Source organism: Idiomarina piscisalsi (genome assembly GCF_003987095.1).
Classification (GTDB): Bacteria; Pseudomonadota; Gammaproteobacteria; order Enterobacterales; family Alteromonadaceae; genus Idiomarina; species Idiomarina piscisalsi.
The window spans coordinates 895,458-907,667 of record NZ_PIQA01000001.1 but is presented as its reverse complement, the minus strand read 5'-3'; the positions used below and the strand labels follow the sequence as shown (position 1 = coordinate 907,667).

Below are 12,210 nucleotides of genomic sequence, written 5' to 3'. Positions count from 1 at the left end.
CAGTTTAATGAAGTTAAGCCCGGCTATCGAACAACTGGTGGAAAGTTTGAAGCGCTTGCCTGGTGTCGGCCAAAAAAGCGCTCAGCGTATGGCTTTCTATTTATTGGAGCGAGACAAGCCGGGGGCTTCACGGTTATCTGACTCATTAAAGCATGCAGTAGAAACCGTAGGGCACTGCAGCAGTTGCCGAACATTAACGGAAAATGAGCTGTGCCCAATATGCCTCGATGATAAACGCCGCGACAGTGGTGTGCTTTGCGTTGTGGAAACACCGGCCGATGTTTTAGCCATCGAGCAAACTTCCCAGTTTAAAGGCCGCTATTTTGTTTTAATGGGGCATTTATCGCCGCTTGATGGTATTGGCCCCTCAGACATCGGTTTAGATAAACTTGAGCAGCAGCTTCAATCGGACAATATCGAAGAAATCATACTTGCCACTAACCCCACCGTAGAAGGTGATGCAACAGCGCATTACATTGCGGATATGGCGGATCAGCACAACATTAACACGACTCGCATTGCTCACGGTGTTCCTGTAGGCGGTGAACTGGGTTACGTTGACCAAACAACTTTAGGTCACGCTTTTAGTGGCCGAAAACAATTCACTCGTTGACTTGAAAAGCCCGGTGTCATCCCCATTTTAAAACGATAGGTATCACTGTACGTTTTAAACAGTAGGAGAAAACACTATGGCGGAAGCCGGTCAAATGGAAAAACACGGGTTTCAGACAGAAGTAAAACAATTACTTCATTTGATGATCCATTCTTTGTATTCCAATAAAGAAATTTTCTTGCGCGAATTGGTTTCCAACGCGTCTGACGCGGCGGATAAGCTGCGCTTTAAAGCGCTGAGTGACAACTCTCTATACGGTGACGACAATGAGTTGTTCGTCCGTATCTCGGTCGATAAAGACGCTAAAACAATCACCATAAGCGATAACGGCATCGGCATGACCCGAGATGACGTCATGAATAACTTGGGAACTATCGCTAAGTCAGGTACTGCAGAGTTCTTTGGGCAGCTGTCAGGTGACCAGGCAAAAGACAGTCAGCTTATTGGTCAGTTTGGTGTTGGTTTCTATTCAGCGTTTATTGTTGCCGATGAGGTCACTGTGCGCACTCGTTCCGCACTTGACAATAACACTGCCGGTGTTGAGTGGCGTTCGCGTGGTGAAGGTGAGTTCGAAATTGCTGACATTGAAAAAGCCCGTCGTGGTACGGACATTATTCTGCACTTAAAAGATGACGCTGAGGAGTTTCTAGACGAGTATCGTCTGCGCGGAATTATTAACAAATATTCAGAGCACCTGAGTATTCCTGTACAAATGTGGAAAGAGCCGGTACCTGAGTCTGAAGACAGTGAAGGTAATAAGGTAGAAGCGCAGCCAGGCGAGTGGGAAACAGTAAACTCAGGTAAAGCATTATGGACGCGTGACAAGTCGGAAATCACTGACGATGAATATAAAGAATTTTATAAAACCGTTGCGCACGACTTTGATGAGCCACTGCTTTGGACGCACAATAAGGTGGAAGGCACCACAGAATACACAAACTTGCTGTACATTCCGAAAAGAGCGCCCTGGGACTTATGGAACCGTGAACAGCAGCATGGCGTGAAGCTGTATGTTAAGCGTGTCTTCATTATGGATGATGCAGAGCAATTAATGCCGACTTATCTGCGCTTTGTACGCGGTTTGGTGGACTCAAACGACTTGCCGTTGAATGTCTCTCGTGAAATTCTTCAGGACAACAAAATTACCCGTTCCATGCGTAACGGCAGCACCAAAAAAGTGCTACAAATTCTGAAGAAATTAGCGAAAGATAATAAAGAAGAGTACCAGCAGTTCTGGGATACCTTCGGTAATGTCTTGAAAGAAGGCCCGGCGGAAGACCATAGTAATCGTGAGCGCATTGCTGAGTTACTGCGCTTTGCATCGACTCATAACGACAGTGCTGTTCAGTCCGTTAGTCTTGACGACTACATTGAGCGCATGAAAGATGGTCAGGATAAGATCTTCTATATTGTGGCAGACAGCTATGAAGCTGCGAAGAATAATCCTGCACTAGAAATATTCCGTAAGAAAGGCATTGAAGTTCTGTTGTTGTCTGACCGAATCGATGAATGGCTCATGAGCCATTTAACTGAGTTCAAAGAGAAACAATTACAGTCGGTTACTCGTGGCGACCTGGATCTTGGTGAACTGGACGACGAAGAAGATAAGGCAGAACAGGAAAAAGCGGAAGAAGCCTTTAAAGAGAACCTTGAGCGTTTCGAAAAAGCGTTGGGTGATAAAGTGAAGAAAGTGCGCGTGACTCACCGTTTGACAGACTCACCGGCGTGTATCATTACCGACGAGCACGACATGAGTACGCAAATGGCTAAGTTAATGGAAGCTACGGGTCAGGCTGTTCCTGAAACCAAGTATATCTTTGAGGTAAATCCAGAGCACGCCTTAGTTCAGCGTATGTTGGAAAAAGACGACGACACTTTCAAAGAATGGGCCGAAGTTTTGCTCGATCAAGCCACACTGGCAGAGCGTGGAAATTTGAAAGATCCAGCGTCATTTGTCACTAAACTGAACAAGTTAATGCTTAACGCATAACCTTCCTGCTGCGGTCATACCATTGGCCGCAGCGCTTCTCTAAGCTTGTAATAGCTTGCCTGTCAGGGTAAAGTTCGGGGCAGACTTTTGAATCACGCAAAGAGGTTTTCTTATGCGCATTATTTTATTGGGCGCTCCGGGAGCAGGTAAGGGCACGCAAGCCCAGTTCCTGATGAATACATTTGGCATTCCTCAAATTTCAACAGGCGATATGCTGCGTTCAGCAATTAAGTCGGGTTCGGAATTAGGGAAAAAAGCCAAGCAGGTAATGGATGCCGGGCAACTTGTTTCGGACGACATCATTATTGAATTGGTGAAAGAGCGTATCGCTGAGCCAGACTGCCAAAACGGCTTTTTGTTAGATGGCTTTCCTCGCACAATTCCGCAAGCCGATGCTATGCGTGAAAACGGTATAGAAATTGACTACGTACTGGAATTTGATGTTCCTGATGAAGTCATTGTTGAGCGTATGAGTGGCCGTCGTGTGCACCCCGGTTCCGGCCGTGTTTATCACATTGAGCATAACCCGCCAAAAGAAGAAGGCAAGGACGATGAAACTGGCGAAGAGCTGGTTATTCGACCGGATGACCAAGAGCAAACGGTCCGTAAACGTCTGTCGGTATATCATGAACAAACTGAACCACTGGTTGAGTATTACCAGAAATTGTCGGAAGAAGGCAAAACTGAGTATTACAAAATCGATGGCACACAGCCGGTTGAAAAAGTTAGTGACCAGCTTGGTGAGCTACTGAAAAAATAAACACAAGGCTCACTTGGTGGGCCTTTTTTGAATAAAAGGGCGGCACAATGGATATTCGCATCACCGGTTTTTACGCTGGCTTACTTGCAGTACTTTATTTAATTTTGGCTGTGCGAATTGTTCGCTTACGCTGGAAGTATCGTGTTGGTATTGGTACCGGTGGAGAAGACGAGCTGAAAGTGGCGGTACGGGTCCACGGTAACTTTATTGAGTATGTTCCGTTTATTCTTATTTTGCTTGGTATGGTTGAAGCTAATGGGACCTCAACTGAGCTTGTTCACGGCATTGGAATTGCTACATTAATTGCTCGTATAAGCCATGCTATCGGCTTAACCAAAACGATTGGTCCAAGCATTTTCCGCACCATAGGCGTGTTGGGCACCTTCGCTGTTCTGCTATTCAGTGCCGGAATCTGCGTGGGTCAGTTTGTCGGTTTTAGTCTTTTGTAGAGAAGTGACATGTCAGAATTAGGTTCCGGAGTTTACGTTTTTGGTGAGAAGCACAACCCACCAGTGTTGTTGTTGCATAGCTCACAAAGTGCAAGTTCTCAGTGGCGAGATTTAATTCAACGCTTAAGCCACTCTCGCTTTGTCGTTGCTGTCGATCTGCTTGGTTATGGCAAAGCACCAGAGCCTGAAGCGGTGGCAAACTTTCGCTTAGCCGACGAAGTCCCGCGAGTGGTGGAGGCTATTTCAGCGTTAAAAGTTGATACAGCAATTGATGTTATCGGTCATTCTTATGGAGGTGCTTTGGCGCTTAAACTCGCCTTAGAGCAGCCTTTTGCCATCTCAAAACTGGCGGTTTATGAGCCTGTGGCTTTCCATGTGTTAGCTGACGACTCCCCCGGGATGATTGAAATACAAGAAATTAGCCAGGCAATGCATGGTAAAGACGCTGAAGAGTGCACCCGCACCTTTGTCGATTACTGGAACAGTCCGGGCTATTTCGACGCTTTGCCGTCCAAAATACAGGCGTTGATGGTGAAGCAGGCTGCTAAGGTCGCGCTCGACTTTGATGCCTTGCTCAACGAACCCAAACGGCTGAATGATTATGCGGCAGTTGAGCAACCGGTATTGCTTGTTCAGGGGGAGCATACGCGTCGTAGCGCTAAGGCTGTGGCAGATGCTTTATCGACGGTTATTAGTGACTTAAAACGAGAGTCGATAGCAGCGGGGCACATGGGACCGTTAACTCATCCGTCAGAAGTCAATGATAAACTGGTTCAGTTTATAAACGCATAAATCGACTATCCAAGATAGGTCAAAACGAGCGAGACACTCCAACGTGAAATCCTGGCAAGACAATAAAATCGAAGTGATAAAGCTTGCTCGACTGACGGGCCCTATACTTATCGCACAGCTGACACAAATGCTCATGAGTGTTGTCGATACGGTAATGGCGGGTCGAAAAAGTGCGATTGACCTTGCGGCCGTATCTGTCGGTGGCAGTATTTTTGTGCCGGCAACCTTGCTGGTATTTGGTTTGGCGTTGGCGCTTGCGCCTATTATCTCCCATTTCGATGGCTCTGGTGGCCATCGTAAAATGGCGAATATGCTGCAACAGGGCTTCTATGCCTGTGCCATTGTTGGCGCGATAACCTTAGTAGGTATGTCTTCCGCCCCTTGGTTGCTGGACTTAATGGAAGTAGAAGACAAGTTCCGGCAGGTTACGCTCGACTATCTGTTTTACATTGCCTGGGGCATTCCCGGCTTTGTCGTTTACGCCGTCCTGAGAAACTTCTGTGAGGGCATGTCTAACACAATGCCATCGCTGATTATTGGTTTTATCGGGCTTATCATCAATATCCCGGCGAACTATATTTTCGTGTATGGTGAGTTTGGAATGCCGGCACTTGGCGGCGCTGGCTGTGGTGTAGCAACAGCTCTCGTGCTTTGGGGGATGGCTATTTCAATGGCTATTTATACCTTTGGCGCTAAGCGTTATAAAAGTTTACGTTTACTGCGCCGTTGGTACAAACCTAGCTGGGATGACGTTACTTATGTCATTCGTCTGGGTTTTCCTATCTCAATGTCGCTATTTTTTGAGGTGAGCTTATTCGCAGCGGTTGCCCTGTTAATAGCGCCGTTAGGAGCGACGGTGGTTTCTGCTCACCAAATCGCCCTGAACATAAGTTCGTTGGTTTATATGGTTCCGCTCAGTATTTCTATGGCGGTGACGTTGCGCGTGGGCTTTGCACTTGGTGCCGGAAACCCTGACAACGCAATGCGTAGCTTCAGAATTGCACTTTGGTTTGGTGGTGTTTTTGCTGCTGTAAACGGGCTTATTATGTACCTGGGTGGCAGTTTCCTGGCTAGTTTATACACACCGAATACCGAAGTTATTAATTTAGCGGCGACCTTGATGGGCTTAGCAGCTATTTTCACCTTGTCCGACACCTTCCAGGTAGTGGCAATGGGAACACTGAGAGGCTACAAAGATACGACTTACCCTATGGTACTGGCTTTTATATCCTATTGGCCTTTCGGCTTAACTGTCGGGTATGTACTCGGACGAACTAGCTTAGTGGTGCCAGCCATGGGCGCCGCAGGTTTTTGGATAGGCTTTATTAGTGGCCTTAGTGTGGCGGCCGTACTGCTGTCTGTCAGACTGAAGAAAGTATCAAAAGCCTACAAACGCCGCCACTTTCAAGAGCAGCTGAATAGCGCTTAATGAGCATTACACTAATTATGACGCTGTTTCAGTACCTTCAGGACATCACTCATCGATAAGTCACTGGCGCTCAGCACCACCAATAAGTGGTACAGCAGATCAGCACTTTCATTGAGCAGTTCGTCTTTGTCGTTGGTTGCCGCTGCAAGTGCCACTTCGACACCTTCTTCACCGACTTTCTGAGCGCATCGTTTAATGCCTTTCTGAAAGAGGCTGGCAGTGTAACTTTCACCGGCATCGGCGCCTTTTCTTGAATTAATAACCCCTTCTAAGTGGTGTAAAAAAGAGCCTGACGTGTCAGCAAAGCAGCTTTGGGTGCCTAAGTGACAGGTTGGCCCATTCGGGGTTGCTTTAATTAACAGTGCATCACTGTCGCAGTCGGTATGGACCTCTTCCAATTCAAGGACATGACCAGAACTTTCACCCTTAGTCCATAAACGCTCTTTGCTACGGCTGTAAAAAGTGACCTGGCCTGACTCTAATGTCTTCTCAAGTGCCTTGTCGTTCATGTAACCCAGCATCAGGACCTCGCCGGTCAGAACGTGCTGGACAACACAGGGAATCAGGTTATCCATTTTTACCCAGTCAAGGCTGTTTAAATTTTGTTTGTCGACTCTCACTGTCACTCCTTAGGGTTCAATGGGACGCACGGCAATGTCATTGTTGTACATTGCGCTTTTCACATCGGCAATTGAAAATACGTTTTTATGAAAGACTGAAGCCGCCAGGGCACCATCAACTTTAGCGTCATTAAAGACATCGACAAAGTGCTGTATTTCGCCAGCGCCACCAGAGGCTATTATGGGTACTGAACAGTAGTCGCGTAAAGCCGCCAGTTGCTCAATATCGTATCCTTTGCGTACGCCGTCCTGATTCATGCAGTTCAAGACAATTTCGCCGGCGCCTCGTTTAATCACTTCCTGCAACCAGTCTTTAGTTTGCCATGCCGATTTGCGTGACTTCTTTTCATCGCCGGTAAACTGGTGCACCTCATAAGTACCGGTCTCTTCATTGAAGAAACTGTCAATACCGATAACAATGCACTGTTGACCGAACTCTGCCACCAGCGTGTCGATAAGTGACGGGTCCAGTAATGCAGGGGAGTTAATCGACAGCTTATCTGCGCCTTTTGACAGTAGCTCTTGCGCTTGCGCCACTGAACGAATGCCACCAGCGACCGTGAAGGGGATATTAATTTCTTTGGCAACCCGCTCTACCCACGACTTATCCACCGTACGGCCATCGGACGAAGCGGTAATGTCATAGAAAACCAGCTCGTCGGCACCGCTTTCGGCGTAATGGCGAGCCAACGGAATAATGTCACCAATGACTTCGTGGTTACGAAACTTAACGCCTTTAACGACCTGTCCGTCACGAACGTCCAGGCAGGGAATTACTCGCTTTGCCAACATGCCAGTGCATCCTCCAGAGTGAATTGGTTGGTTAGCAGCGATTTACCCAGAATCACAGAATCGCAGTTAATAGCTTTCAGCGCCTTTATATCGTCTAGGCTGCTCACGCCACCTGATGCTTGCCACTGTACGCTGGGGTATTTATTTTTGTATTTTTGGTACAGCTCGACGTTGCTTCCGCTGAGTGTGCCGTCTTTGCTAATGTCGGTGCATAATACGTGCTGGCAGCCTACTTCAAGGTATTGGTCTAAAACATCTTCCAAAGCCTTGCCTGAAGACTCTTGCCAGCCGTGCGTTGCAACTAACGCCTGACCGTTGGGTTGAATGTTGACATCCAGCGCCAGTACGATTTTTTCAGGGCCGTAGGTTTTAAACCATTCGAGTACTTTTTCCGGTGAGCTGACAGCGGTTGAGCCTATCACTACTCGCTTAACACCAACAGCCAGAAGAGCGTCGATATCTTCAGTCGTGCGAATACCACCACCCACCTGACAACTCACACCTGACTCTTTAATCAGCTTTTCCAGCAGCTTTGTTTGACGCTGCTTAGGGTCCTTGGCACCGTCTAAGTCGACTAAATGAAGCCATTTTGCGCCAGCTTTAGCGTAGCTTTGAGCTTGTTCAACCGGTGAAAACTGATATTCGGTTTTCTGAGAAAAGTCGCCTTGGTACAGTCGTACAACGGCGCCATTAATTAAGTCTAACGCAGGTAGTAGCACAGCTTAGCCTCCAGAAACTCACGTAAAATTGATTCACCTACTTTGCCTGAGCGCTCAGGGTGAAATTGCGCGCCGAAATAATTGTTATGGCGAATCATTGATGCAAAGCGTTGACCGTATTCCGCTTCGGCAATGGTATATTCGTCAACGACAACCGCGTAGCTGTGAACAAAGTAACAGTATTGTTCGGCAGTCTTCAGCAGCGGATTACTATTGGTCGGCATAGAGGTGTTCCAGCCCATGTGTGGCAGCGGCAGTTCGCCAACCTCAAGCCGTTTAGTTAATGACGGAATTAATCCCAGACACTCGACATCACCTTCTTCCGAATGTGATGTCATGAGTTGCATTCCCAAACAAATGCCGAGCACTGGCTGTTCGAGCGACTTCAGCACGTCAACCAACTGTTTTCTCTGTAGGTTACGCATCGCTGCAGCAGCAGTGCCAACGCCGGGCAAAATGACACGATCAGCAGCGCGAATCGCGTCTGCGTCGTCTGTCACTGTGCATGAATACCCCAATTGTTCAATCGCAAAGCGAACCGATGTCAGATTTGCGCACTCGGTATCGACTATCGCTACCTTCATGCCAGCATTCCTTTACTCGATGGCAGTTGTTGGTCTCCGGTTTTAGCAACCGCCTGACGTAACGCGCGACCAAAGACTTTAAACAGGCTTTCTACCTGGTGATGACTGTTGCCCTCGGTTGTTGAGAGGTGCAGGCTAATGGCCATAGCATCGGTCAGCGAGCGAAAGAAATGTTCAACCATTTCTGTCGACAATTCACCGACTTTGTCGCGACTAAAGTCCGCTTGCCACTTCAAGTATGGGCGGCCGGATAAGTCAATCAGGCACTCTGCTTTACATTCGTCCATCGGCAGCGCGAAGCCAAAGCGACCAATACCGCGTTTGTCGCCAAGCGCCGAACGCAAGGCCTGACCCAGTGCTAAAGCTGTATCCTCAATGGTGTGGTGATCATCAATGTGCAAATCGCCCTCTACCACAACACTCATGTAAATGCCCGCATGTGTGGCAATTTGCTCCAGCATGTGGTCAAAAAAGCCAATGCCGGTGCTGAATGTGCCGCGTGCAGAGCTGTCCAGATCAATGGCGATATTAATGTCAGTTTCATGAGTTTTTCGAGACACTTTGGCGGTACGGGGCCGGTCAACAATTTCGTGGACAATGTCATCCCAGCTGTATTCTTCCCGGTTGTAGCGAATGCCGCGAATGCCCATGCCTTGTGCCAGTTGTAAGTCAGTTTCTCTGTCGCCAACAACGAAAGAGTTAGCAAAGTCGACTTTGCCTTCCGTTAGATAGGGTTGCACAAGCCCCAGCTTAGGCTTACGACAGGCGCAGTTGTCTGTGTCAAAATGTGGGCAAATTAATACGTCATCAAAGCGAACCCCTTGTGACTCAAATACCGACATCATTAAATTGTGAGGAGCCTCAAAGGTGTCCGTCGGGAAGCTATCGGTACCCAGCCCATCTTGGTTAGACACCATGACCAGTCGGTACCCGGCATTTTGAAGCTTTAACAGTGCCGGTATGGCATTTGGCTCAAAAACGAGCTTGTCGACACTGTCGAGCTGCTTATCGACGGGTGGCTCTTCAACCAGCGTGCCGTCGCGATCAATAAAAAGTATGGATTGCTGTGTCATGAAAAATACCCTTTTAATCGTTGTGCCAGCTCGTCATTTTCTTCTCGGCTACCTACCGTTATTCTAATACAACCGTCTAACCCGAGTTGTTTAGATTGGTCCCGAATCAATACACCTTGTTGTTGCAGTGCACTGACAATGTCGGCCGCATTGGTTTGGGTGGTATCAGAACGATACAGTAAAAAATTCGTTACGCTGTCAAACTCCAGTGTTAGTGGTAAGTCACTGAGTAACTCCACAAGCCGTTCGCGCTCGCCGATAAGTGTATCGACCTGCTGCTGCATACGCTTAATATTGCCCGGGCTCAGAGCCTGCGTTGCTATATTAATGGTAGGCTCCGGCAGTGGGTAGGGCGCCAGTATCTTTTTCATTAGCTCAATAATGTCATCATTGGCGAGCAAAAAGCCGCAACGAATGCCGGCAAGCGCAAAGGCTTTTGATAATGTCCTCAAAACTACCAGGTTAGGGTAGGTCGTCAGCCAAGGTGCTTTGCTGTCGTCATAACAGAATTCAATATAGGCTTCGTCAACCACAATAACGGTGTTGGGGCAGGCATCCAGCACTTGCTTAATGTCTGCTGCATTTAGCGTGTTACCCAGGGGGTTGGACGGTGAGCACAGAAACGCGACCTTACAATTCTTAGCCTGCGTGATCACCTGCTCAACGTTCAGTTGGCCTTTTCGCTGCTCTGAATCTATTAGCGGCACCTCAATAGTATCGACGGCATAGGTTTTAGCCGAAATCGCATACATACCGTAAGTCGGTGGACAAATGAGAATATTGTCCTGTCCCGGCTCGCAAAACGCCCGAATCAACAATTCGATACCCTCATCAGAGCCGCGAGTACTTAACACCTGGTTCGGTTGTACACCAGCATAGTCGGCATAAGCTGTATTCAGCGTTTCTGACTGAAACTGTGGATACCGGTTCAGAGCGGCATCGTCAAAGCCGTAACCGTTATCAAAAGGTGACTCATTGGCGTTCAGCCATACATTACCACCGCTCATACTGCGTCTGGCCGACGCATAAGGTGTCAGTGTTTTTAGGTGCTGGCGCTGAGACTGTTCCGCTAATGACATTATTGGTCCTCCATGCGAATGGTGACAGCTTTAGCGTGTGCGTCGAGCCCCTCAACATTCGCCAGGGTTGTAATAGCTTCTGACAACGTCGCTAAGCCTTCGTAGGAGACTTCTTGTACGGTGTAACGGCGGTAAAAGTCCAATAGTCCCAGGCTACTGTAATTGCGTGCATAACCGTAGGTCGGTAATACGTGGTTAGTGCCTGTCGCGTAATCACCACCAGATTCCGGTGTATAGTGACCCACAAAAACAGAGCCTGCACGGGTCAATTTGGGTAGCAATGAGCGGGCATTATCCGTTTGTATGGATAAGTGCTCAGGCGCATATTGCTCGCTAATGGTTATTGCTTCATCAATAGTCTCGACAACCAGTAAACGGCTTTCGGCTAACGCCTGGGCGGCAATATCAGCCCGTTGTAACTGCTGACACTGCTCAATGAGTGCTTGTCTTACTCTGTCTGCCAGTGTGCTTGACGGTGTGACCAGAATAACTTGTGAGTCGGGGCCGTGCTCGGCTTGAGACAACAGGTCGGCCGCAATATACGCCGGGTTAGCTGTGTCATCACCAATAACCAGTAATTCAGAAGGACCCGCGGGTAAGTCGATAGCACAGCCACTGTCGTCATTGCTCACTTGTTGCTTTGCTTCGGTGACAAAACTGTTGCCCGGGCCAAATACTTTATCGACCGAGGCGATGGACTCTGTACCATAAGCTAAGGCGGCAACTGCTTGAGCGCCGCCGCAGGTGTATATTTCTGTAATGCCGCAACGGTTTGCGGCGTACAACAGCGCATCCGGTAAGTCACCACTTTTGTCCGGCGGACTGACCAACACAACGCGTTGACATTCGGCTAGCTGAGCGGGCACGCCGAGCATGAGTGCAGTGGATGGCAAGGTTGCGCTACCACCAGGTATATAAAGCCCAACGGCATCTAATGGCGCATAGCGAAGTTCACACTGAACACCTTTTATGGTTTTAACAGCAAGGTTTTCAGGGACTTGTGCCTGGTGAAAACGACGAATAGTGCCGTAAGCTGTATCAATCGCCTCTGCCACTTTTTTGTCGAGGCGATTCACTGCTTGCTCTATACGCTGTTGCGATACGCGCAGCGAGGTCGCTTCAGAATAGTCAAACTGCCGAGTGTAATTCAGCAGTGCACTGTCACCGTTGTCACGAATATCGGCAATAATCTTCTGAACCGTTTGTTGCGTGTTTGTCGCTGTTGCCTGACGGGGACGCGAAAGCCGCTGTTCCTTTTCGTCGGCAGACAAGTCTGCCCAGCGCTCAACCTTGATGTTTAAGCCTTGCAT

The 12,210-nt window shown here is 48.3% G+C and carries 13 protein-coding genes; 6 read left to right on the top strand and 7 right to left on the bottom strand.

The annotated features are described in order from the left end of the window. Nucleotides 1-7 precede the first annotated feature (7 nt). From recR to CWI73_RS04580, 6 genes are all read left to right on the top strand, one after another. Nucleotides 8-613: a recombination mediator RecR gene (recR, locus tag CWI73_RS04605; RefSeq protein ID WP_126751737.1), complete on the top strand. Its 606-nt coding sequence runs from the start codon at nt 8-10 to the stop codon at nt 611-613. Nucleotides 614-689: 76 nt separating this feature from the next. Beyond that, complete coding sequence (gene htpG, locus CWI73_RS04600) at nt 690-2,603, top strand: molecular chaperone HtpG (RefSeq protein ID WP_126751736.1); 1,914 nt, start codon at nt 690-692, stop codon at nt 2,601-2,603. Between the two features lie 112 nt (nt 2,604-2,715). Then, nucleotides 2,716-3,363 (top strand): adenylate kinase, encoded by a 648-nt coding sequence (gene adk, locus CWI73_RS04595; protein WP_126751735.1) that lies wholly within the window; start codon nt 2,716-2,718, stop codon nt 3,361-3,363. 47 nt (nt 3,364-3,410) lie between these two features. After that, a complete protein-coding gene (locus tag CWI73_RS04590) occupies nt 3,411-3,812 on the top strand; it encodes an MAPEG family protein (RefSeq protein WP_126751734.1) in 402 nt (133 codons plus the stop codon). 9 nt (nt 3,813-3,821) lie between these two features. Further along, nucleotides 3,822-4,604, top strand: coding sequence for an alpha/beta fold hydrolase (locus tag CWI73_RS04585; protein WP_126751733.1), 783 nt, complete (start codon nt 3,822-3,824; stop codon nt 4,602-4,604). A 43-nt stretch (nt 4,605-4,647) separates the two neighbouring features. Further along, nucleotides 4,648-6,033 (top strand): MATE family efflux transporter, encoded by a 1,386-nt coding sequence (locus CWI73_RS04580; protein ID WP_126751732.1) that lies wholly within the window; start codon nt 4,648-4,650, stop codon nt 6,031-6,033. Between the two features lie 11 nt (nt 6,034-6,044). Here the strand turns inward: CWI73_RS04580 and hisIE are convergent, their stop codons facing one another. The 7 genes from hisIE to hisD are packed head-to-tail and all read right to left on the bottom strand — an operon-like array spanning nt 6,045 to nt 12,210. Next, complete coding sequence (hisIE, locus tag CWI73_RS04575) at nt 6,045-6,653, bottom strand: bifunctional phosphoribosyl-AMP cyclohydrolase/phosphoribosyl-ATP diphosphatase HisIE (RefSeq protein ID WP_126751731.1); 609 nt, start codon at nt 6,651-6,653, stop codon at nt 6,045-6,047. A gap of 9 nt (nt 6,654-6,662) precedes the next feature. Continuing rightward, nucleotides 6,663-7,445 carry an imidazole glycerol phosphate synthase subunit HisF gene (gene hisF / locus CWI73_RS04570; protein ID WP_126751730.1) on the bottom strand — a complete coding sequence of 261 codons (783 nt, stop codon included), beginning with the start codon at nt 7,443-7,445 and terminating at the stop codon, nt 6,663-6,665. Then, a complete protein-coding gene (gene hisA, locus CWI73_RS04565) occupies nt 7,427-8,164 on the bottom strand; it encodes a 1-(5-phosphoribosyl)-5-[(5-phosphoribosylamino)methylideneamino]imidazole-4-carboxamide isomerase (RefSeq protein WP_126751729.1) in 738 nt (245 codons plus the stop codon). The genes hisF and hisA overlap by 19 nt, the downstream gene beginning before the upstream one ends. Then, nucleotides 8,146-8,748 carry an imidazole glycerol phosphate synthase subunit HisH gene (gene hisH / locus CWI73_RS04560; protein WP_126751728.1) on the bottom strand — a complete coding sequence of 201 codons (603 nt, stop codon included), beginning with the start codon at nt 8,746-8,748 and terminating at the stop codon, nt 8,146-8,148. The genes hisA and hisH overlap by 19 nt, the downstream gene beginning before the upstream one ends. Then, nucleotides 8,745-9,821: a bifunctional histidinol-phosphatase/imidazoleglycerol-phosphate dehydratase HisB gene (gene hisB / locus CWI73_RS04555; RefSeq protein WP_126751727.1), complete on the bottom strand. Its 1,077-nt coding sequence runs from the start codon at nt 9,819-9,821 to the stop codon at nt 8,745-8,747. Before hisB ends, hisH begins: the two co-directional genes overlap by 4 nt. Then, nucleotides 9,818-10,900, bottom strand: coding sequence for a histidinol-phosphate transaminase (hisC, locus tag CWI73_RS04550; protein ID WP_126751726.1), 1,083 nt, complete (start codon nt 10,898-10,900; stop codon nt 9,818-9,820). The genes hisB and hisC overlap by 4 nt, the downstream gene beginning before the upstream one ends. Then, nucleotides 10,900-12,210: a histidinol dehydrogenase gene (hisD, locus tag CWI73_RS04545; protein WP_126751725.1), complete on the bottom strand. Its 1,311-nt coding sequence runs from the start codon at nt 12,208-12,210 to the stop codon at nt 10,900-10,902. Before hisD ends, hisC begins: the two co-directional genes overlap by 1 nt.

Bases quoted from the DNA above. Each gene is read 5' to 3' on its own strand.
- hisD (WP_126751725.1), bottom strand. From the start codon at position 12,210: ATGCAAGGCTTAAACATCAAGGTTGAGCGCTGGGCAGACTTGTCTGCC.
- hisF (WP_126751730.1), bottom strand. From the start codon at position 7,445: ATGTTGGCAAAGCGAGTAATTCCCTGCCTGGACGTTCGTGACGGACAG.
- CWI73_RS04590 (WP_126751734.1), top strand. From the start codon at position 3,411: ATGGATATTCGCATCACCGGTTTTTACGCTGGCTTACTTGCAGTACTT.
- hisH (WP_126751728.1), bottom strand. From the start codon at position 8,748: ATGAAGGTAGCGATAGTCGATACCGAGTGCGCAAATCTGACATCGGTT.
- adk (WP_126751735.1), top strand. From the start codon at position 2,716: ATGCGCATTATTTTATTGGGCGCTCCGGGAGCAGGTAAGGGCACGCAA.
- htpG (WP_126751736.1), top strand. From the start codon at position 690: ATGGCGGAAGCCGGTCAAATGGAAAAACACGGGTTTCAGACAGAAGTA.
- hisC (WP_126751726.1), bottom strand. From the start codon at position 10,900: ATGTCATTAGCGGAACAGTCTCAGCGCCAGCACCTAAAAACACTGACA.
- hisB (WP_126751727.1), bottom strand. From the start codon at position 9,821: ATGACACAGCAATCCATACTTTTTATTGATCGCGACGGCACGCTGGTT.
- CWI73_RS04585 (WP_126751733.1), top strand. From the start codon at position 3,822: ATGTCAGAATTAGGTTCCGGAGTTTACGTTTTTGGTGAGAAGCACAAC.
- recR (WP_126751737.1), top strand. From the start codon at position 8: ATGAAGTTAAGCCCGGCTATCGAACAACTGGTGGAAAGTTTGAAGCGC.